Raw genomic sequence first — 19,433 nt, forward strand, 5'->3', positions numbered from 1 at the left:
ATTCTTACTTGGGCTTTTTATTTGGGCTTCGAAGCGTCCGGCTGCTTCGGCTCCCTGTGGCCGCCGAACCCCGCGCGCATCGCGGAGAGAATTTTTTCGGCGAAGGTGTGTTCCTTGCGGGAACGGAAACGTGCGTACAGCGCCGCGGTCAAGACTTCGGCCGGCACGGCCTCGTCGATTGCCGCATTCACTGTCCAGCGGCCTTCGCCGGAATCTTCCACGAAGCCGGAATATTCCGACAGCGTCGGATTATCGGCGAGCGCGGTCGAGGTGAGGTCGAGCAGCCAGGACGGGATCACCGAGCCGCGCCGCCACACCTCGGCGATATCGGGGAGATTGAAATCAAACCGATGATCGGTCGGCAGCGCATCGATATTGGCGTTCTTGAGAATGTCGAACCCTTCGGCATAGGCTTGCATCAGGCCGTATTCGATGCCGTTGTGGATCATCTTGACGAAATGGCCCGCGCCGACCGGGCCTGCATGAATGTAGCCCTGCTCGATCCGGGGATCGCGTCCGTCGCGTCCCTCGGTGCGCGGAATGTCGCCGGCGCCGGGCGCCAGTGCCGCGAAGATCGGATCGAGCCGATCAACCACCGGCTTCTCGCCGCCGATCATCATGCAATAGCCGCGGTCGAGACCCCAGACGCCGCCTGAGGTGCCGACGTCGACATAGTGGATGCCGCGCGCCTTCAGCGCCTTGCCGCGGCGGACGTCGTCCTGCCAGAAGGTGTTGCCGCCGTCGATGATGACGTCGCCTTCCTGCATCACGACCGCGATCGTGTCGATCGTCTGCTCGGTAATGCGGCCTGCCGGCAGCATCACCCAGGCCGTGCGCGGCCGCTCCAGTTTCGAGATGAACTCTTCGAGTGTCGCCGAGCCGACTGCGCCATCCGCGGCGAGACCGGCGACGGCATTGGCGTCCTTGTCATAGACCACGGTCGAATGGCCGTGGCGCATCAGCCGGCGAACGATGTTGCCGCCCATCCGGCCGAGGCCGATCATGCCGAGTTGCATTGAGATATTCCTCTTAATTCAGCGCGTCAGTGAGCGCGGCGTTGAGCGCCGCGAGACCTTTCTTCAGCGGACCCTTCAGGTGCACCCGAAGCGCGCGCCGGCCGCGCTCGGTGAGCACGTCAAAGTCTCCGCGCGCCTGCGCCGCCTTGATCACGCCAAAACTCGCCTTTTGGCCCGGCACTGCCAGATCCTTGGCATCGTCGGCGGTGATCTGGAGGAACACGCCGCTGTCGGGCCCGCCCTTGTAGGCCTGCCCCGTGGAGTGCAGGAAGCGCGGGCCAAATTCGGCAGCGGTTGCCAGATGCCGTTTCTCGAGCACGGCCGTCCGCATCTGCTGCAGCGCCTCGATCGTGGACTTGTCGCGCGCGATATAGCCGAGCAGGGCAAAATAGTCGCCGCGCCGCGAGCGCGTGATATGTGCCTTGAGCCAGGAGGTGAGGTCGCCATTGGCTCCCATCGTGCGCAACGCGGCGGCGTTGGTGTCGTTGGTGTAAAGGTCGAACTCCGCGGTGCTGACCACGGGCTCTTCGGCCGGCAGCGCGCCGGTCTTCTCGTAGGCCGACGTCAGCTCGCGGGTCTTGATCTTGGCCGCTTCGACATCGGGCTGGTCGAACGGATTGATGCCAAGGATCGAGCCCGCGACCGCCGTCGCCATCTCGAAGCGGAAGAATTCCTGGCCGAGATGGTCGATCGACTTCATCACGATGCGCACCACCGGATGGCCGGCGGCCTCGATCCCGGCGAGCGCCGAGTCGTGTGCGGCGTCGGTTTCGCCTTCGGTGCGGATGTCGATGAAGAAGCGGTCGTTGCCATAGAGCGAGGACTCGCCCAGCGGCTCGCCGGCGATCGGGATTAGTCCCTTGCCCTCCTTGCCGGTCGATTCCGCGATGAGCTGCTCGGCCCAGGCGCCGAAATCGGCGATCTTCTTCGACGACAGGATCGTCACCTTGTCGCGGCCTTCGAGGCCGGCGAGGCCCATGGCGAGGCCGAGCTGCACGCCAGGGTTCTCAGCTGGTGGCACGTCCGGTCCGCACGAGCGCGCCATCGAGAGTGCATGTTTGATGAGGGTTTTGACGTCGATGCCGGCGGTGGCCGCCGGCACCAGGCCGAACGGCGACAGCACCGAATAGCGACCGCCGATCGACGGCTCGCCATGGAAGATGCGGGCGTAGTTGAGGCTCTTCGCCGCCTTCTCCAGCGAGGAGCCGGGATCGGTCACAGCGATGAAGCGGAAGCCGGTCTTGGCCTTCGGGCCGAGGGCCTGCGCCACGCGCTCATGGAAATAGTCCTTCATCGCGTTCGGCTCGGTGGTGCCGCCGGACTTGCTCGACACGATGAACACGGTGTTGGCGATATCGATCCTGGCCTCCATCGCCCGCACCTCTGCCGGGTCGGTGGAATCCAGCACGTGCAGCTTCGGGAAGCCCGGCTTCCGCGCAAAGGTCTCGGCCAGCACCTCGGGCCCGAGGCTCGATCCGCCCATGCCGAGCACGACGGCGTCGGAGAATTTCTGGCCCTTCACGCGGTTGGCATAGTCCTCATAGTCGGCGACGTCGGCTTTGGCCGCGCTATCGAGCCAGCCGAGCCATTTGTCCTCGTCCGTCCCGGTCCAGACCGACTTGTCGCGCTGCCACAGCCTGCGGATCTTGGCCGAAGCGCGCCATTCCTCGGTGCTCTTGGCCACGGCCTTGCCGAGGCCGTCGCCGAGCGAGAGCTGTTGGCGGTCGATCGCCGGCCCGAGCACCGTTGCGCGCTTGTGCGCGACCGCGCCGTAAAGCTTGTCGGCGGCGTCGGCGAACTGCTTGACGCCGTCCTTGACGAGCTCCGCGGTGATCGCGTCGAGCGAGACCCCGGAGCGCTCCAGCTCTTCCAGAACCCGGTGCGCGTCATCGACGCTTTCTTCAAGGCTGTCGCGCAGCTTGCCGTGGTCGCGGAACGCATCCAGCGTCGCCGGCGGCACGGTGTTGATGGTGTTAGGGCCGATCAGCTCCTCGACATAGAGAACGTCGCTGTAGTCCTTGTTCTTGGTGCCGGTCGAGGCCCACAGCATGCGCTGCGGCTTGGCACCCTTGGCGGCGAGCTTGTCCCAGCGGGGACCTGAGAACAGGCGCTTGTAATCCTGGTAGGCGACCTTGGCGTTGGCGATCGCGACCTTGCCCTTGAGTGCGGCAAGCCGCTCCTTCTCGGATGGATCGTTGGCGCGTGCGATCTTCTCGTCGAGCTGCTTGTCGACCATCGAATCGATGCGGCTGACGAAGAAGCTCGCCACGCTCGAGACATGCGACGGATCGCCGCCGCCGGTGACGTATTTTTCGAGACCGGCGAGATAGGCCTCGGCGACCTCCAGATAGACCGCCTTCGAGAACAACAGCGTGATGTTGATGCTGATGCCGTCGCCGGTGAGCTGCTCGATCGCAGGCAGGCCTTCCCGCGTCGCCGGCACCTTCACCATCAGGTTCTTGCGATTGACGTCCTTCCAGAGCCGCCGCGCCTCGGCGACAGTGCCGGCAGTGTCCATCGCCAGATAGGGCGAGACCTCGAGGCTGACATAGCCGTCATGACCCTTGAGCCGGTCATAGACCGGACGCAGCACGTCGGCGGCGTTCTGGATGTCCTCGACGGCGACCGCCTCGAACAGATCGGCCACGGTCCGGTCGCCGCGCTTCAGCGCCTTGCCGATCGGGGCGTCGTATTCATCCGAGCTGGCGATCGCCTTCTCGAAGATCGACGGGTTGGAGGTGACGCCCTTGACGCCGTCGGTGTCGATCAGCCGCTTCAGGTCGCCCTTGGCGATGAAGCCGCGGGCGAGGAAGTCCAGCCAGACGGCCTGTCCGTGCTTTTCCAGTTCTTTGACGGGATTCATGATGCTTTTTATCTCCAAGCCTGCGGGCGGAGGGGGTTTCCGCGCCGGTCCTGACGCGCTATCCTTTAGCTCACATGCTCCCGGGAGGGAACCAATCAAGGGTATTGGCGTCATTCTCCCAAGGTAACTCCGTCGCGATCATGGCGATCCAGGCGGCAATCGTGCTTTTGCGTAATAATAATTTGGCCGGGATGGTTCGGCCGAGGTCTTGTTGCGTGAGGTCGAGCGTCGTCAGCGGTTATCGATCCGTCTGATCGTCATTGGTCGCGAATGGCCATGCTGGGGGAAAGCATGCATGCACGTCTTGATGGCGTTGCTCTTGCCGTCACCGATCGCCGGCAATCGAACGCGCCGGCCGACTGCATCGATACATTCCATGATCTCGACATCGGTCAAGGTGTCATGCGGCTGGGTCGCGGCGCGCTTCGCGATGACGCGGCCGAGCGCAAGCTTTGCTGTCAAGTCAGACGCGGCTGCTCTTTTGCATCCGAGCCGCCACGCAGAACGAATCTATCCATTCGGAGGGGGTGCGACCGATTTTGATACATCGCTGCGCGCTTGCCGCGACCGTCATGCTGCATGCAGCACCGCATTGCAGCAGGAAGATGAACGCGCGCGCAAGGCATTGCCCTATGAGCGTCATAAGTTTGCCGCTCGCTGATCGCCCTATGTTGCAGTGCCGGAAGGACTTGTCCCCGGAATTGCCCGGATGTTGCGAGCGAGTGACAATTTCTGGAAATGAGCGAAGATACATATAGATTCGCACAAATTACAGGCAAGTGCCTGTTCGTAATTCACAGAGTGCCTACCTTGTGCGTTGCGTCGTGTCGGCACCCGGGTGTCCAATGATCGTCATGTGCTCACGCTGATTCGAGAAGCGGCCTGAGGAACGGTCCAGTAACTGCTTTCGTTTCAGCTTGTAGCGGAACTCACGCGGAGAGGGATCATGTACAACGATTCTCTATTCAACGCTTTCGCTAAGTCGTTCGAGGCGAGGAGCCAGCACGACATGTCGATGGCGGAGTACCTGGAATCGTGTCGAAGCGATCCCATGAAATACGCGAATTCGGCCGAACGACTACTAGCAGCGATTGGTGAGCCCCAGACGATTGACACGGCCAAGGACCCACGCCTTGGCCGTATTTTTTTGAACCGCACCATCCGCACCTATCCGGCCTTCGCCGGCTTCTACGGCATGGAAGAGACCATCGAGCGCATCGTCGGTTTCTTCCGCCATGCGGCGCAAGGGCTCGAAGAGCGCAAGCAGATCCTCTACCTGCTCGGCCCGGTCGGCGGCGGCAAATCCTCGCTCGCCGAGCGGCTGAAGTCGCTGATGGAAGTGCAGCCGATCTACGTGCTCAAGGCCGGCGATGAACTCTCGCCCGTGTTCGAGAGCCCGCTCAGCCTGTTCGATCCCGATCACCTCGGGCCGATGCTGGAAGAGAAGTACGGCATTCCGCGCCGGCGCCTCACCGGCTTGATGAGCCCGTGGTGCTACAAGCGGCTCGAGGCCTTCGGCGGCGACATTTCTCAGTTTCGTGTCGCAAAACTCCAGCCGTCGCGGCTGCGCCAGATCGCGGTTTCCAAGACCGAGCCTGGTGACGAAAACAACCAGGACATCTCATCGCTGGTCGGCAAGGTCGACATCCGCAAGCTCGAGACCTACGCGCAGAACGACCCCGATGCGTATAGCTATTCCGGCGGTCTCAACCGCGCCAACCAGGGCATCCTCGAATTCGTCGAGATGTTCAAGGCGCCGATCAAGATGCTGCATCCGTTGCTGACCGCAACGCAGGAAGGCAACTACATCGGCACCGAAAATATCGGCGCGATTCCGTTCACCGGCGTCATTCTTGCGCACTCCAACGAAGCGGAGTGGGCGAGCTTCAAGTCGAACAAGAACAACGAAGCCTTCATCGACCGCATCTGCGTCATCAAGGTGCCGTACTGCCTGCGGGCCACCGAGGAGCAGAAGATCTACGAAAAGCTGATCCAGGGCTCGGAGCTTGCGGCAGCACCGTGCGCACCCTCGACCCTGGAGACGCTGGCGCGGTTTTCGGTCATGTCGCGGCTGCGCAAGCACGAGAACTCGACGCTGTTCGGCAAGATGCGGGTCTATGACGGCGAGAGCCTGAAGGAATCCGATCCGAAGGCGCGCAGCGTCCAGGAATATCGCGATGCCGCCGGCGTCGACGAAGGCATGGATGGCGTCTCCACCCGCTTCGCCTTCAAGATCCTGGCTGCGACCTTCAACCACGATCCACAGGAGGTCGCCGCCGATGCGGTGCACCTGATGTACGCGCTCGAGCAGTCGATCAAGCGCGAGCAGCTGCCGGAGGAAGTCGAGAAGCGCTACATGGAGTTCATCAAGGCGGACCTCGCACCGCGCTACGCCGAGTTCATCGGCAACGAGATCCAGAAGGCCTATCTCGAATCCTATTCGGATTACGGCCAAAACCTGTTCGACCGTTACGTCGATTATGCCGACGCCTGGATCGAGGACCAGGACTTCAAGGATCCCGACACCGGCCAGTTGCTGGATCGCGAACTGTTGAACCAGGAATTGACGAAAATCGAGAAGCCGGCCGGCATCGCCAACCCCAAGGACTTCCGGAACGAGGTGGTCAAATTCTCGTTACGCTCTCGGGCCCAGAACGGCGGCAAGAATCCGACCTGGACCTCCTACGAGAAGATTCGCGATGTGATCGAAAAGCGGATATTCTCTCAGGTCGAGGACCTGCTTCCGGTCATCTCGTTCGGGTCGAAGAAGGACGGCGAGACCGAGAAGAAGCACGGCGAGTTCGTCGCACGCATGGTAGAGCGCGGCTACACCGAGCGTCAGGTTCGCCGACTGGTCGAATGGTACATGCGCGTGAAGCAAGCCGGTTGAGGCGGATGAGAAAGTGGCCATTCACATTATTGACAGGCGCCTGAATCCAGGCGGCAAGAGTCTTGAGAACCGCCAGCGGTTCTTGCGTCGGGCCAAATCCCTGGTGCAGGGCGCCGTCAAGAAGACCTCGCAGGAACGCGACATCAAGGACGTCCTGGAGGGTGGTGAGGTCACGATACCGCTGGACGGAATGCACGAGCCGCGGTTCCGCCGTGAAGGCGGAACACGGGACATGGTGCTGCCCGGCAACAAGAAGTTCATCGAGGGCGACTATCTGCAGCGCTCCGGCCAGGGCAGCGCCAAGGATTCCGGTCCGGGCGAAGGCGACAGCGAGGACGCCTTCCGCTTCGTGCTGAGCCGCGACGAGTTCGTCGACCTCTTCCTCGATGATCTCGAGCTGCCCGATCTCGCCAAGCGCAAGATCGCGCAGACCGAGAGCGAAGGCATCCAGCGCGCCGGCTACACCACGTCAGGCTCACCCGCCAACATTTCGGTCAGCCGCACGGTCAAGCTCGCGCTCGCCCGCCGCATCGCGCTCAAGCGTCCCAGCAAGGACGAGATCGAGGAGCTGGAAGCCGCGATCGCCGCCTGCACCGATGAGGACGAGCGTTTGGTGCTCCTCGCCCAGCTCGAGAAGCTGAAGGCGAAGACCAAGCGCATTCCCTTCATCGATCCGCTCGACATCCGCTATCGCCGCTACGAGAAGGTGCCGCGGCCGGTGGCGCAGGCCGTGATGTTCTGCCTGATGGACGTGTCGGGTTCGATGTCCGAACATATGAAGGATCTGGCGAAACGCTTCTACATGCTGCTCTACGTGTTCCTGAAGCGACGCTACAAGCATGTCGAGATCGTGTTCATCCGCCACACTGATCGCGCCGAGGAGGTCGACGAGCAGACCTTTTTCTACGGCCCGGCCTCCGGCGGCACGCTGGTCTCCAGCGCGCTGCAGGCGATGCACGAGATCGTGCGCGAGCGCTTCAATCCGTCGGACTGGAATATCTACGCAGCCCAGGCCTCCGATGGTGACAATTCCTATTCCGACGGCGAGCTCACCGGACTGCTGCTGACCGAAAAAATCCTGCCGGTCTGCCAGTTCTTCGCCTATCTCGAGGTCGGGGAAGCAGGCGGCAGCGCCTTCGATCTCTCCGATTCCTCGCTCTGGACCCTTTACGATCGCCTGCGCAACAGCGGCGCATCGCTCTCGATGCGCAAGGTCAGCGAGCGCAGCGAGATCTTTCCGGTGTTCCACGACCTGTTCCAGCGCCGCGAAGCTGCCCAGGAGAAAGCCGCTCCATGACGGAACGCTTGTTCGAAGGCGCCGATTGGGATTTCCACACCTTGCAGCGCATCACCGATGCCTGCGAGGAGGTGGCGCTGAAGGATCTCGGGCTCGACGTCTATCCGAACCAGATCGAAGTCATCACCGCCGAGCAGATGCTGGATGCCTATTCGTCCGTCGGGATGCCGCTGTTCTACAAGCACTGGTCGTTCGGCAAGCATTTTGCGTATCACGAGGCGTCGTACCGCAAGGGCCTGATGGGCCTCGCCTATGAGATCGTGATCAACTCTTCACCCTGCATCTCCTACCTCATGGAGGAGAACACGGCGACGATGCAGACGCTGGTGATCGCGCATGCCGCCTTCGGCCACAACCACTTCTTCAAGAACAATTATCTGTTCAAGCAGTGGACCGATGCCGAGGGCATTCTGGACTATCTGGACTTCGCCAAGAACTACGTCATGCAGTGCGAAGAGCGCTATGGCCGCATCGAGGTCGAGCGCACGCTGGATGCCGCGCATGCGCTGATGTCGCACGGCATCGACCGCTATCCCGGCAAGAAGAAGCTCGATCTGCGCGAGGAGGAGAAGCGGGCGGGGCGCCGCCGCCGGCACGAGGAGGAGGTCTTCAACGACCTCTGGCGCACCGTGCCCAAGGGCGCCTCGAAGACCCGGTCCGCGATCTCCCTCGAACGGCGCCGCAAGCTGCTCGGTCTGCCGCAGGAGAACCTGCTCTACTTCCTGGAGAAGAGCGCGCCGAGGCTGGCGCCCTGGCAGCGCGAGCTCTTGCGCATCGTCCGTCACATCGCGCAGTATTTCTATCCGCAGAGCCAGACCAAGGTGATGAACGAGGGGACGGCGACCTACGTCCACTATCGCATCATGACCCAGCTGCATCAGCAGGGCCGCATCACCGACGGCAACTTCCTCGAATTTTTGGGATCGCACACCAATGTGGTGTTCCAGCCCGAATTCGACGATCAGCGTTTCTCGGGCTTCAACCCCTATGCGCTGGGCTTTGCCATGATGCAGGACATCGAGCGCATCGTCACCAGTCCGTCGGACGAGGACCGCGAATGGTTCCCGGACATCGCCGGCAAGAACGACGTGATGGGCGTGCTGCGTGACGTCTGGGCCAACTACCGCGACGAGAGCTTCATCGGCCAGTTCCTGAGCCCGAAGCTGATGCGGCACTTCCGCATGTTCCATCTGCACGACGATCCCGAGGAGCGCGCCGGCATCAGGGTCGACGCCATCCACGACGAGCGCGGCTTCCGACGGGTTCGCCGCGAGCTGGCGCGGCAGCACGATGTCGGCTTCATCGACGCCAATATCGAGGTGGTCGACGTCGATCTCTCCGGCGACCGCCGGCTGATCCTGCATCACCGCGTCATCAAGGGCTCGCAGCTCAACGAGACCGATGCCAAGCGCGTGCTCCAGCATCTCGCCGATCTCTGGACCTACGACGTCGCGCTGATCGAGGTCGATTCCAACGACAAGGTGCTGCGCGAATACGTCGTGAGCCCGCGTCCGATCCCGGCGGCGGCCTGACGCCACCGGGCAACTATAACGCCCCAACGGAGGTGCCCTCCCTCCCCCGCTTGCGGGGGAGGGTTGGGGAGAGGGTGTCTCCGCAGTGGGTTTCCCCCAGAGGAGAAAGCCCTCACCCGGCGCTACGCGCCGACCTCTCCCGCAAGCGGGAGAGGTTATCGAGCCCGCGGCTGCTAACAGCGATCAATGTGAATCCATGGTGCTCTAAGCCGATCGCTTCGCCGGCTTCTTCGCCTTGGACGCGTTGAGCTCCACGGCCGCGCGGATCAGCGCCTTCAATGCTTTCTCGTTGATCTTCTCGCCCTCGCGAATGTCGATCGCGCGCCGCACATTGCCGTCGAGGCTGGAATTGAACAGGCCGGCCGGGTCGTCCAGCGCCGCGCCCTTGGCAACGGTCAGCTTCACGACGGCCTTGTAGGTCTCGCCGGTGCAGATGATGCCGTCGTGCTCCCAGACGGGAACGCCGCGCCATTTCCATTCCTCGACGATTTCAGGATCGGCCTCCTTGATCAGGGCGCGGATGCGCTTGAGCGTCTCGCCGCGCCAGTCGCCGAGCTCCTTGATCCTGCCGTCGATCATCTTGGAGGGCGACGGCACGTCCGCGTCCCTTGCACTGCTTTTCTTTGCGGTCACGGCTTTCGTCATGATCTCGCCCCGTTAACGCTGCGACGACCAAGATAGGGCTGCGCGAACATATAAAGCCCGGTCGCGAGCAACGGGATCAACGGCACGAAGGCCAGCAGTCCGATCCACGTCGCCTGAATCTGCATGGTCAGCGCAACGATGTTGGCGATCACCGCGATCGTGAAAGCAATCGACAGCCAGCGATGGATTTGTCGAATCCACATGTTCGAACTCATTTAGGTCTCCTGTGAGTATGTCGGGAATGGACGCCAGTGACCGGGCTATTCCGCCCGCGCCAGCAGCTGGTCCAGCTTGGTGAAAAACTGCTTCCAGCCGGCATGCGCGCCGCCATAGGCCTGCTTCTGGCTCGGACGGAAGCCCGCCTGCTCGACGCGCAGATGCGTGCCTGTGCCTTGCGGAGTGAGCGTGAACGTCACCACGCTCTTGAGGTCGTAGGCCGCATCCTCATGCGTGAAATTCCAGGTGTAGGCGAGCGAGCGCTGCGGCTCGATGGCGAGCACCTCGCAATCCAGCACGCCGCCCCATTCGCCGCGAAGATTGAAGCGATGACCGACGGTCGGCTTGAAGTCGTTCTTCATCAGCCATTCCTCGATCAGATGCGGCTGCGTCAGCGCGCGCCACAGCCGCTCCGGCGGATAGCTAAATTCCCGCTCGATGACCACGGAACGGGTTTCGGTCGCAGCGTCAGTCATTGGTCCATCCTCTTCAGGAGATCGTCGAGCGCATCGAGCCGGTTCTGCCAGAAGCCCGCCATCTGGCTGGTCCAGTCGATCAGCGGATTGAGCGCACCCGGCTGCGCGCTGTAATGGGTCTGGCGTCCTTCATGGCGGTCGCGCACCAGGCCCGCCTGCTTCAGCGCGCCGAGATGTTTTGAGACCGCCGGTTGGGAAACGCCGGATCGCAGCGTCAGTGCCCCGACCGTCTGCTCGCCCTCGCGGCACAGCCGCTCGAAGATCGCCCGCCGCGTCGGGTCGGCGAGCGTCCTGAACAGAAGGTCGTGCGCGGCGGACATGCGAAATCCATAACTCGTAGGTTATGGATTAATTCATAACCAGGGAGTTATGGGTAAGTCAAGCGTGCAATGAAGGTGAGTTGGGACGACTATCCGCGGCCTCTACCTTGCCTCTCCCGCTTGCGGGAGAGGTCGGCGCGAAGCGCCGGGTGAGGGCTTTCTCCTCTTGGGGGTTCTCGGTTGCAGAGACACCCCTCCCCAGCTCTCCCCCGCACGCGGGGGAGGGAGCGTACCGAATTCGCGGCGCGCGCCTTACGGCCGCAAATACAGATACCCCTGCGACTGAAGCTCGGCCAAACGAACCACGCCGCCCTTCTCCGCACTGACGAATCCCGGCAGCAAATCCGTCAGCGTGATGTTCTGCGCCTTCATGGTGTTGCCGCAGGCGGCGAGCTCGACGCCGTCCTTTGAGAAATCGCCGATCCGCTTGCTGATATCCGGGTTGGCCTGCGCGGAGTGGAACGCCTTCAACGCCGGCCCGTGGATCACCAGCGCGATCGTGACTTGGTCGGGGCCGCCGACGCCGTCGATGTGGTTCTGGATATTGCCCAGCACGAAATTGACCTTGTCGGCGTCGCTGAGGTGATAGACGACCTTCAGCTTGTCTGATCTGGTCGCTTCAGTTGCAGCCTTGGCGCGCGAGGCCGCAAACGCTGCGCCCAGCGCCGAGACGGTGCTCCACAAGATGGTCCGGCGGTTCATGGCGACCTCCCTCGCAGCGACCGGCTTTGCCGTTGGGCTTATCACTTGTGGCGGAGTGCGGCGAGTTCCTTGCGGTCGGTCACGAGCGCGGCGCACTCGCTGTTGTCGGTCCGATCGAGCCGGAAAATCCCGTCGTCGTGGCCTGCGACCAGCGACCGCTCGGCCTCCTCGTCCGGCCTGTTGTGCAGCCAGACCCTGACGCTCGCGAGCCGCACGATGGCCGATTTGTCGTCCTTCGCGAGCGCGACGCCGATGCCGCCGCCCTCGCAATCGACGCCGCAGCCGAGGCGGACCTCGCCGCCGTCCTTGGTGAACACCACGTGGTGACAGGAGCCGCTGGAGTCGAAATCGCCGCTGCGGTGACGATACCGGAAGCCGAGCCGGAAGGAGTTGTGGAGCTGCTTGTCCTCGCTGTCGATCTCCGCCGAGACCAGCAGCTTCATTGCGGCGACCTTCTGCTTCGGATGCCGCGCCAGGTGCTCGGCATCGTAGCGGCGCACGAAGCAGGCATAGGCCGTCTTGCCGGGCGTGCCCGCATAGATGCGCGCGTTGAAGGCCTCGGTTTCGGTCTTGCTCGCCTCGCGGATGTCGTCGGCCTCATCGGCCCGGGCGGCGCCGATGAAGGCGGCAAGCGCTAGCGGAAGGATGAGGGCAAGCTTCATGATCGCACCGGGCATGTCAGCCGTGGACGGCCCGCATCGGGACGGTGGGGGCCAACTTGCCGTTAGTCGCAAGCCGCGCGCCGCGCGTTCAACTGCATTCCTGCCGGCAGCCTCGCGCAAGGTTCCAGGCTTAACCCTTGCAAAGGAGGGGCGCGGATAAACCCCGGGTTGTCTGAAATGGCTGGAGGCGGTGAAAAATGTCCGAAAGTCAGAACTTGCCCAATCTTGCGATCGGCTATCCCCGGGGCCGGCTGCTGATGTTTTTCGGCGGCAGCCTGCTGCTGACGCTGCTCTGTGCCGTGCTCGCATTCACCTGGCAGGAAGGCAAGAACGTCACCACGTTCCAGGTCGCCGCCTGCTATATCGGCGCGGTGTTTTTCGGCCTTGCCACCTGCCGGATGCTCTGGAGGCTGACCTCAGCCAGGCAGCCGGTGGTCTTCATCAGCCGCGTCGGCATTCGCGACACCAGGCTCGCCGATGAGACCATCGCCTGGAGCGCGGTGCGGAAGATCACGCTCTTCGAGCAGCGCGCGCAGAAGTTCGTGGTGCTCAAGGTCGATCCCCTTGTCGCCCAGCGATTCTCCGGCAGCTTTCTGACGCAGGCCTTGTCGATGATGAACAAGGCCCTTGGCGCCGACGGGGTGATCGTCAATGCGGGCGGCCTGACCATGAACATCGAAACATTGCTCGAGACATGCAAGCAATACTGGGGCGCCGGACGACCGGCCCATGTGGACCACTCAGTGCCGGAGCCTGAGGCTAAGCCCGAGCCTGTCAGCTAGATTTAGCAAGATCGGTGCGGCCCAGACTCTTGTCTGCGGCCATCCTTCGAGACGCCCGCCTCCGGCGGGCCCTCAGGATGAGGTCACGTTTTGCGGCAAGATATCAGACCCTCATGGTGAGGAGCCCGCCAAAGCGGGCGTCTCGAACCATGCAGGCCGAACTCTTCCGGCACCCTATCTCTGTTGGGGGAGGGGAGGTCGCGCATCACCGCAGGCTGGCGTTGATCTTGTCCAGCACCGCCGAGCCCGGGCAGAGCGTGTCCGCTTCCAGCGTGTTGAGCGGCGTCTCGACCGTGTTGAGATGGCTGTGCAGATCTTCCGCGTCGGGATCGACGTAGAGCAGCCCGGTGACGATCTGGCCCTTGGCGGCGTGCTTCGCGAGGAAGGTCTGGGCGCCGAGCCGGTCATGCGGATCGTAATCGGCGTCGATCTTGCGCAGCGCGATCTTGCTGCCGTCATGCTGCTCGACCACCTGCACCGTACCCGGCGCGTAGTCCACCGCGATCGGATCGCGGCCGACCAGCACGTCGAGCCGGTTCACGGCGTCATTGTGCTCACGCACATAGTCGAAGCTCTTGGTCGAGCCGGCGTGGTTATTGAAGGCGATGCAGGGGCTGATGACGTCGATGAAGGACGCACCCTTGTGGCCGATCGCGGCCGCGATCAGCGGCACGAGCTGGCTCTTGTCGCCCGAGAACGAGCGCGCGACGAAGGTCGCACCCAGTTGCAGCGCGATCGCGACGAGGTCGATGGCGTTGTCGGTGTTGGTCACGCCCTTCTTGGACTTCGAGCCGCGGTCGGCGGTGGCCGAGAACTGGCCCTTGGTCAGGCCGTAGACGCCGTTGTTCTCGACGATATAGGTCATGTTGACGCCGCGCCGGATCGAATGCGCGAACTGGCCGAAGCCGATCGAGGCGGAATCGCCGTCGCCGGAGACGCCGAGATAGATCAAATCGCGGTTGGCGAGATTGGCGCCGGTCAAGACCGACGGCATGCGGCCGTGCACGGAGTTGAAGCCGTGCGAATTGCCGAGGAAGTAGTCCGGCGTCTTCGACGAGCAGCCGATGCCGGAAATCTTCGCCACCCGGTGCGGCTCGATCGAGAGCTCGTAGCAGGCCTCGATGATCGACGCCGTGATCGAGTCATGGCCGCAGCCGGCGCAAAGCGTCGAGATCTTGCCCTCGTAATCGCGATGCGTGTAGCCGAGCTCGTTCTTCTTCAGCCCGGGATGATGGAATTTCGGCTTGGCAATATAGGTCATGACACGGCCTTGCGGAGCGGGGTCACCTTGAGGTGATCCTGGTGGTCGCCAATGGCTTTTGCGATGTAGCGGGCGGTGATCGGAGTGCCGTCATAATGCACGATCGGCACGAGACGGACGGGATCGATGCCGTTCTCGTTGACGATGAGCTGACGGAGCTGGCTGTCGCGGTTCTGCTCGACCACATAGACGAAGTCGTGCTCGGCGAGGAAGCTCGCGACGCTGGAGTGGAACGGGAAGGCGCGGATGCGCAGGCGGTCGAGCTGATGTCCGCGCGCCTCCAGCAATCCGATCGCCTCGTCCATCGCGGGCGAGGTCGAGCCGAAATAGATCACACCGTATTTGGTCGGTCGTTCCGCGTTGGCCTGGAGCGGTCGCGGCACCAGGTCCTGCGCCGTCTCGAACTTGCGCACGAGACGCTGCATGTTGTCGGCATAGACCGAGCCTTCCTCGGAATAGCGCGCATAACGATCACGCGACGTGCCGCGGGTAAAATAGGAACCTTTGGTCGGGTGCGTGCCGGGATAGGTGCGGTAGGGAATGCCGTCGCCGTCGACGTCGAGATAGCGGCCGAAGTCGCGGCCCTCTTCCAGCATTTCCGCGGTCATCACCTTGCCGCGGTCATATTGCTTGGCATCGTCCCATTTCAGCGGGCGGCAGAGCCTGTGGTTCATGCCGATGTCGAGATCGAGCATCAGGAAGATCGTGGTCTGGAGCCGCTCAGCGAGATCGAAGGCGGCGGCCGCGAACTCGAAGGCTTCGGCCGGATCTTCCGGGAACAGCAGCACATGCTTGGTGTCGCCATGCGAAGCATAGGCGCAGGCGATGATGTCGCATTGCTGGGTGCGGGTCGGCATGCCCGTGGAAGGGCCGGCGCGCTGGATGTTCATGATTACGGCCGGGATCTCGGCGAAGTATGAGAGGCCGATGAATTCGGTCATCAGGGAGATGCCCGGGCCCGAGGTTGCGGTAAAGGCGCGGGCGCCGTTCCAGGAGGCGCCGATCACGATGCCGATTGAGGCCAGTTCGTCCTCACCCTGCACGATGGCGTATTTCGCCTTGCCCGTCTCAGGATCGTGCCGGTACTTCTTGCAATGAGCGGTGAAGGCCTCCGCCACCGAGGACGACGGTGTGATCGGATACCAGGCGCACACGGTGGCGCCGCCATAAACGGCGCCGAGCGCAGCGGCGCTGTTGCCTTCGATGAAGATGCGGTCGCCGACCTTGTCGGATTTCTTGATGCGCAGTCCGAGAGGACATTTCAGGTTTTGCAGCGCCCAGTCGCGCCCCAAGTGGAGCGCGTGGACGTTGGAGGACAAGAGCTTCTCCTTGCCCTTGTACTGCTCACCGATCAGCTGCTCGATCAGCTTCGGGTCCATGTCGAGCAACGCTGACAGCGCGCCGAGATAGATGATATTCTTGAACAGCTGGCGCTGGCGCGGATCGGTATAGGTCGAGTTGGTGATGGCGGTTAAGGGCACGCCGATCACCGTGATGTCGTTGCGGAATCTGGTCGACGGCATCGGCTTGGTGGAATCGTAGAACAGATAGCCGCCGGGCTCGATGCCGGCAACGTCCTTGTCCCAGGTCTGCGGGTTCATCGCCACCATCATGTCGACGCCGCCACGGGCGCCGAGATGGCCGTCTTCGGTGACGCGCACCTCATACCAGGTCGGCAGGCCCTGGATGTTGGAGGGGAAGATATTACGTGGCGACACCGGTACGCCATGGCGCAGGATCGCGCGCGCGAACATCTCGTTGGCGCTGGCCGAGCCCGAGCCGTTGACGTTGGCGAAGCGGACGACGAAGTCGTTTACGCTGCTGATCGGCTTTTTGTCGGACATGTCGAACCTGCGTAGGTCATCTCGATGAAATATTTCTGCATGTCCCAGGCACCGGTGGGACAACGCTCGGCGCACAGCCCGCAATGCAGGCAGACGTCCTCGTCCTTGACCATCACACGGCCGGTCTTGAGGTCGCTGGACACATAGAGGTCCTGGTCGGGATGCGGCGAGGGCGCCTTCAGGCGATGGCGCAGATCGTCTTCCTCGCCATTTGGCGTGAAGGTGATGCAGTCCATCGGGCAGATGTCGACGCAGGCATCGCACTCGATGCAGAGCGAGGTCGAGAACACCGTCTGGACGTCGCAGTTCAGGCAACGCTCGGCTTCGCCCAACGCGAGCTTGACGTCATAGCCAAGCTCGACCTCGGTGCGGATGTCCTTCAGCGCGATCACCTTGTCGCGATGCGGCACCTTGAAGCGCTTGTCGTTGGAGATGTCGTTGTCATAGCTCCATTCGTGGATGCCCATCTTCTGCGAGGAGACATGCACCTCCGGCAGCGGCCGTTCGGTGATGTCCTCGCCCGAGAGCAGCTTGTGGATCGACAGGGCGGCGTCGTGACCCTGGGCCACGGCCCAGATGATGTTCTTCGGCCCGAATGCGGCGTCGCCGCCAAAGAACACTTTCGGGTTGGTCGAGACGAAGGTCTTCGGATCGACCTTGGGCATGTGCCATTTGTCGAACTCGATGCCGCAATCCTGTTCGATCCAGGGGAATGCGTTCTCCTGGCCGACCGCGACCAGCACGTCGTCGCATTCGATGGTCTGGTCCGGCTCGCCCGACGGCACCAGGTTGCGCTTGCCCCTGGCGTCGTATTCGGCCTTCACCTTCTGGAACGTGACGCCGGTGAGCTTGCCGTTGTCGTGGATGAAGGCGACGGGGACGAGGAAGTTGATGATCGGGATGTCCTCGTGGATCGCGTCTTCCTTCTCCCAGGGGGAGGCCTTCATTTCCTCGAAGCCCGAGCGCACGATCACCTTGACGTCCTCGCCGCCAAGGCGACGCGCGGTGCGGCAGCAATCCATCGCGGTGTTGCCGCCGCCAAGCACGATCACGCGCTTGCCGATCTTGTCGGTGTGGCCGAACGACACCGAGGACAACCAGTCGATGCCGATATGGACGTGGGCAGCTGCTTCCTTGCGGCCGGGAATGTCGAGCTCGCGGCCGCGCGGCGCGCCGGAGCCCACGAAGATCGCGTCGTATTTCTCTGCAAGCAGCGCCTTCATGCTCTCGATGCGGTGGCCGCCCTTGAATTCGACGCCGAGATTGAGGATGTAGCCGGTCTCCTCGTCGATGACCGAATTGGGCAGGCGGAATTTCGGGATCTGGGTCCGCATCATGCCGCCGGCTTCGGGATCGCCGTCGAACACGGTGCAGTGATAGCCGAGCGGCGCGAGATCGCGCGCCACCGTCAGCGAGGCCGGGCCACCACCGACGAACGCGACGCGCTTGCCATTCTTCGCCGTGGGGTGAGGCAGGCGCTGCTTGATGTCGTCCTTGAAGTCGGCGGCGACGCGCTTGAGGCGGCAGATCGCCACCGGCGTTTCCTCGACGCGTCCGCGCCGGCACGCCGGCTCGCATGGACGATCGCAGGTGCGTCCCAGAATTCCGGGAAACACGTTCGATTTCCAATTGATCATATAGGCGTCGCTGTAGCGGCCTTGTGCGATCAGTCGGATGTATTCGGGAACCGGGGTGTGCGCAGGACAGGCCCACTGGCAGTCGACCACTTTATGAAAGTAGTCGGGGGCCGCGATATCGGTCGGTTTCATTCCTACCCTGTCCGCGCAGGCCCAAAGACCCGGCGGCCTTTTCTTGAGCTTGTCGAACGCTTAACGCGCCGCGATCTGGTTTCTGAATGACGTCATTGGGTTAGCTTATTAGAACCACTCCGAAGTACAACGGCAAATATTCGCGATCCCTTGCTTTCATGGGAGCTGCGCGCTCGTAGCATTAACAGGGGCGCACTATGCGGCGATGCAGCATGTGCGCTGCGTGCTGGAACGTCAGCCGGCGATGTATCGGAGGTCCTGAACGAGAACGGCGATCTTCGACAGATTTGCCCGATGATGCGGCCAGGCCGCGAAGACGTTCATCGTTGGCAAGCCCGCGTCAGTGAGAACCTCGACGAGCTCGCCGGACGCAAGATCGCCGCGCGCCAGATACGATGGCAGCACGGCGATGCCGGCGCCATCCAGCGCCAGCGACCGCACCGCCATCATGTCGCTGGCGATGATCCGTGGCATGATTTCGATTTCGACGGTCTTGCCAGACCACTCCAATCGCCAGTTGGTGCGCGGCGCGTAGGTTCGCTGCACGATGCAGCTGTGATCGGCAAGATCCTGCGGCGAGGCGACTGGCGCGTGCCGGGCGAGATATTGCGGAGCGGCGCAGATGTGCAGCGTGAAGCGATCGATGCACGCGGCCACGAGGCCCGACTGCGTCGGCTCGGCGATCCGGATCGCGACGTCGAAACCGTCCTCGAGAATGTCGACGTAACGATCCGACAGATCAAGCTCGAGCCGGAGCCGCGGATGACGTCTGGCAAGGGCCGCCAGCCGCGGCACGATTGTGGTGCGGCCGTAGGCCGTCGGCATGGTGATGCGCAGCAGGCCTTCCGGTTCGCCACCTTCCGACTGCACGCGTCCCTCGGCCTCGGCGAGCCGGGTCAGCACGTCGCGCAGATCGGCGGCGAAGGCGAGACCTGCCTGCGTCAGGCCGACCCGCCGGGTGGTGCGTTCGACCAGCCGCTTGCCGATGCGCAGCTCGAGCGAGGCGATGCGCCGGCTGACGGTGGACTGCGTGACGCCGAGTTCGCGCGCGGCCGCGCCGAACCCACCGCGGTCGGCGACCGTGAGAAACGCCTCTGCTTCCTGAAAGTTAGGCCCATTCATGCAATTGACGAATTTATGATATCGAAATCCTGCCGT

General features: G+C 63.0%; 17 protein-coding genes. 5 read left to right on the forward strand and 12 right to left on the reverse strand.

The genetic code is table 11. The features are described 5' to 3' along the window. Positions 1–17: 17 nt before the first annotated feature. Positions 18–1,016 carry a phosphogluconate dehydrogenase (NAD(+)-dependent, decarboxylating) gene (gene gnd / locus YUA_RS0103060; protein WP_027529330.1) on the reverse strand — a complete coding sequence of 333 codons (999 nt, stop codon included), beginning with the start codon at positions 1,014–1,016 and terminating at the stop codon, positions 18–20. 13 nt (positions 1,017–1,029) lie between these two features. Beyond that, entirely contained in the window at positions 1,030–3,879 is a 2,850-nt protein-coding gene (locus tag YUA_RS0103065) for a bifunctional transaldolase/phosoglucose isomerase (RefSeq protein ID WP_027529331.1), read from the reverse strand. Between the two features lie 211 nt (positions 3,880–4,090). Between YUA_RS0103065 and YUA_RS49755 the strand changes: the two genes are divergently transcribed. The 4 genes from YUA_RS49755 (at position 4,091) to YUA_RS0103085 (ending at position 9,598) form a co-directional block, all read left to right on the forward strand. Further along, on the forward strand, positions 4,091–4,540 hold the full coding sequence (locus YUA_RS49755; RefSeq protein ID WP_156947042.1) for a hypothetical protein: 450 nt from the start codon (positions 4,091–4,093) through the stop codon (positions 4,538–4,540). A gap of 285 nt (positions 4,541–4,825) precedes the next feature. Further along, entirely contained in the window at positions 4,826–6,769 is a 1,944-nt protein-coding gene (locus YUA_RS0103075) for a PrkA family serine protein kinase (RefSeq protein WP_027529333.1), read from the forward strand. Positions 6,770–6,788: 19 nt separating this feature from the next. Then, the gene (locus tag YUA_RS0103080) at positions 6,789–8,066 is read left to right on the forward strand and encodes a YeaH/YhbH family protein (RefSeq protein WP_027529334.1); all 1,278 of its coding nucleotides are present in this window, start codon (positions 6,789–6,791) and stop codon (positions 8,064–8,066) included. Then, positions 8,063–9,598: a SpoVR family protein gene (locus tag YUA_RS0103085; RefSeq protein ID WP_027529335.1), complete on the forward strand. Its 1,536-nt coding sequence runs from the start codon at positions 8,063–8,065 to the stop codon at positions 9,596–9,598. The genes YUA_RS0103080 and YUA_RS0103085 overlap by 4 nt, the downstream gene beginning before the upstream one ends. Before the next feature lie 204 nt (positions 9,599–9,802). Here the strand turns inward: YUA_RS0103085 and YUA_RS0103090 are convergent, their stop codons facing one another. The 6 genes from YUA_RS0103090 to YUA_RS0103115 all read right to left on the reverse strand — a co-directional run bounded on the left by YUA_RS0103090 (position 9,803) and on the right by YUA_RS0103115 (position 12,619). After that, positions 9,803–10,243, reverse strand: coding sequence for a DUF1801 domain-containing protein (locus tag YUA_RS0103090; protein ID WP_027529336.1), 441 nt, complete (start codon positions 10,241–10,243; stop codon positions 9,803–9,805). Then, positions 10,240–10,458: a hypothetical protein gene (locus YUA_RS0103095; protein WP_027529337.1), complete on the reverse strand. Its 219-nt coding sequence runs from the start codon at positions 10,456–10,458 to the stop codon at positions 10,240–10,242. The genes YUA_RS0103090 and YUA_RS0103095 overlap by 4 nt, the downstream gene beginning before the upstream one ends. Positions 10,459–10,503: 45 nt before the next feature. Further along, complete coding sequence (locus YUA_RS0103100; RefSeq protein ID WP_027529338.1) at positions 10,504–10,935, reverse strand: SRPBCC domain-containing protein; 432 nt, start codon at positions 10,933–10,935, stop codon at positions 10,504–10,506. After that, positions 10,932–11,255 carry a helix-turn-helix transcriptional regulator gene (locus tag YUA_RS0103105; RefSeq protein ID WP_027529339.1) on the reverse strand — a complete coding sequence of 108 codons (324 nt, stop codon included), beginning with the start codon at positions 11,253–11,255 and terminating at the stop codon, positions 10,932–10,934. Before YUA_RS0103105 ends, YUA_RS0103100 begins: the two co-directional genes overlap by 4 nt. 252 nt (positions 11,256–11,507) lie before the next feature. Further along, complete coding sequence (locus YUA_RS0103110; protein ID WP_027529340.1) at positions 11,508–11,957, reverse strand: DsrE family protein; 450 nt, start codon at positions 11,955–11,957, stop codon at positions 11,508–11,510. A gap of 41 nt (positions 11,958–11,998) precedes the next feature. Beyond that, positions 11,999–12,619, reverse strand: coding sequence for a hypothetical protein (locus YUA_RS0103115; protein ID WP_027529341.1), 621 nt, complete (start codon positions 12,617–12,619; stop codon positions 11,999–12,001). Between the two features lie 197 nt (positions 12,620–12,816). Between YUA_RS0103115 and YUA_RS0103120 the strand changes: the two genes are divergently transcribed. Further along, on the forward strand, positions 12,817–13,401 hold the full coding sequence (locus tag YUA_RS0103120) for an STM3941 family protein (protein ID WP_027529342.1): 585 nt from the start codon (positions 12,817–12,819) through the stop codon (positions 13,399–13,401). Between the two features lie 205 nt (positions 13,402–13,606). On the opposite strand, the gene YUA_RS0103125 is transcribed toward YUA_RS0103120, so the two are convergent. The 4 genes from YUA_RS0103125 to YUA_RS0103140 all read right to left on the reverse strand — a co-directional run bounded on the left by YUA_RS0103125 (position 13,607) and on the right by YUA_RS0103140 (position 19,397). After that, positions 13,607–14,662, reverse strand: coding sequence for a 2-oxoacid:ferredoxin oxidoreductase subunit beta (locus YUA_RS0103125; protein WP_027529343.1), 1,056 nt, complete (start codon positions 14,660–14,662; stop codon positions 13,607–13,609). Continuing rightward, on the reverse strand, positions 14,659–16,506 hold the full coding sequence (locus tag YUA_RS0103130) for a 2-oxoacid:acceptor oxidoreductase subunit alpha (RefSeq protein ID WP_027529344.1): 1,848 nt from the start codon (positions 16,504–16,506) through the stop codon (positions 14,659–14,661). Before YUA_RS0103130 ends, YUA_RS0103125 begins: the two co-directional genes overlap by 4 nt. Continuing rightward, positions 16,476–18,275 carry an FAD-dependent oxidoreductase gene (locus YUA_RS0103135; RefSeq protein ID WP_027529345.1) on the reverse strand — a complete coding sequence of 600 codons (1,800 nt, stop codon included), beginning with the start codon at positions 18,273–18,275 and terminating at the stop codon, positions 16,476–16,478. Before YUA_RS0103135 ends, YUA_RS0103130 begins: the two co-directional genes overlap by 31 nt. Before the next feature lie 234 nt (positions 18,276–18,509). Then, positions 18,510–19,397 (reverse strand): LysR family transcriptional regulator, encoded by an 888-nt coding sequence (locus YUA_RS0103140; RefSeq protein ID WP_035970423.1) that lies wholly within the window; start codon positions 19,395–19,397, stop codon positions 18,510–18,512. Positions 19,398–19,433 lie beyond the last annotated feature (36 nt).

This window comes from Bradyrhizobium sp. WSM3983, from assembly GCF_000473045.1.
GTDB lineage: Bacteria > Pseudomonadota > Alphaproteobacteria > Rhizobiales > Xanthobacteraceae > Bradyrhizobium.

What these genes read in the sequence shown, in the direction of transcription:
- YUA_RS0103105 (WP_027529339.1), bottom strand. Translation starts at nt 11,255, where the DNA reads ATGTCCGCCGCGCACGACCTTCTGTTCAGGACGCTCGCCGACCCGACG.
- YUA_RS0103120 (WP_027529342.1), top strand. Translation starts at nt 12,817, where the DNA reads ATGTCCGAAAGTCAGAACTTGCCCAATCTTGCGATCGGCTATCCCCGG.
- YUA_RS0103095 (WP_027529337.1), bottom strand. Translation starts at nt 10,458, where the DNA reads ATGAGTTCGAACATGTGGATTCGACAAATCCATCGCTGGCTGTCGATT.
- YUA_RS0103090 (WP_027529336.1), bottom strand. Translation starts at nt 10,243, where the DNA reads ATGACGAAAGCCGTGACCGCAAAGAAAAGCAGTGCAAGGGACGCGGAC.
- YUA_RS0103065 (WP_027529331.1), bottom strand. Translation starts at nt 3,879, where the DNA reads ATGAATCCCGTCAAAGAACTGGAAAAGCACGGACAGGCCGTCTGGCTG.
- YUA_RS0103130 (WP_027529344.1), bottom strand. Translation starts at nt 16,506, where the DNA reads ATGTCCGACAAAAAGCCGATCAGCAGCGTAAACGACTTCGTCGTCCGC.
- gnd (WP_027529330.1), bottom strand. Translation starts at nt 1,016, where the DNA reads ATGCAACTCGGCATGATCGGCCTCGGCCGGATGGGCGGCAACATCGTT.
- YUA_RS0103125 (WP_027529343.1), bottom strand. Translation starts at nt 14,662, where the DNA reads ATGACCTATATTGCCAAGCCGAAATTCCATCATCCCGGGCTGAAGAAG.
- YUA_RS0103140 (WP_035970423.1), bottom strand. Translation starts at nt 19,397, where the DNA reads ATGAATGGGCCTAACTTTCAGGAAGCAGAGGCGTTTCTCACGGTCGCC.
- YUA_RS0103110 (WP_027529340.1), bottom strand. Translation starts at nt 11,957, where the DNA reads ATGAACCGCCGGACCATCTTGTGGAGCACCGTCTCGGCGCTGGGCGCA.
- YUA_RS0103115 (WP_027529341.1), bottom strand. Translation starts at nt 12,619, where the DNA reads ATGAAGCTTGCCCTCATCCTTCCGCTAGCGCTTGCCGCCTTCATCGGC.
- YUA_RS0103100 (WP_027529338.1), bottom strand. Translation starts at nt 10,935, where the DNA reads ATGACTGACGCTGCGACCGAAACCCGTTCCGTGGTCATCGAGCGGGAA.
- YUA_RS0103135 (WP_027529345.1), bottom strand. Translation starts at nt 18,275, where the DNA reads ATGAAACCGACCGATATCGCGGCCCCCGACTACTTTCATAAAGTGGTC.
- YUA_RS0103085 (WP_027529335.1), top strand. Translation starts at nt 8,063, where the DNA reads ATGACGGAACGCTTGTTCGAAGGCGCCGATTGGGATTTCCACACCTTG.
- YUA_RS0103075 (WP_027529333.1), top strand. Translation starts at nt 4,826, where the DNA reads ATGTACAACGATTCTCTATTCAACGCTTTCGCTAAGTCGTTCGAGGCG.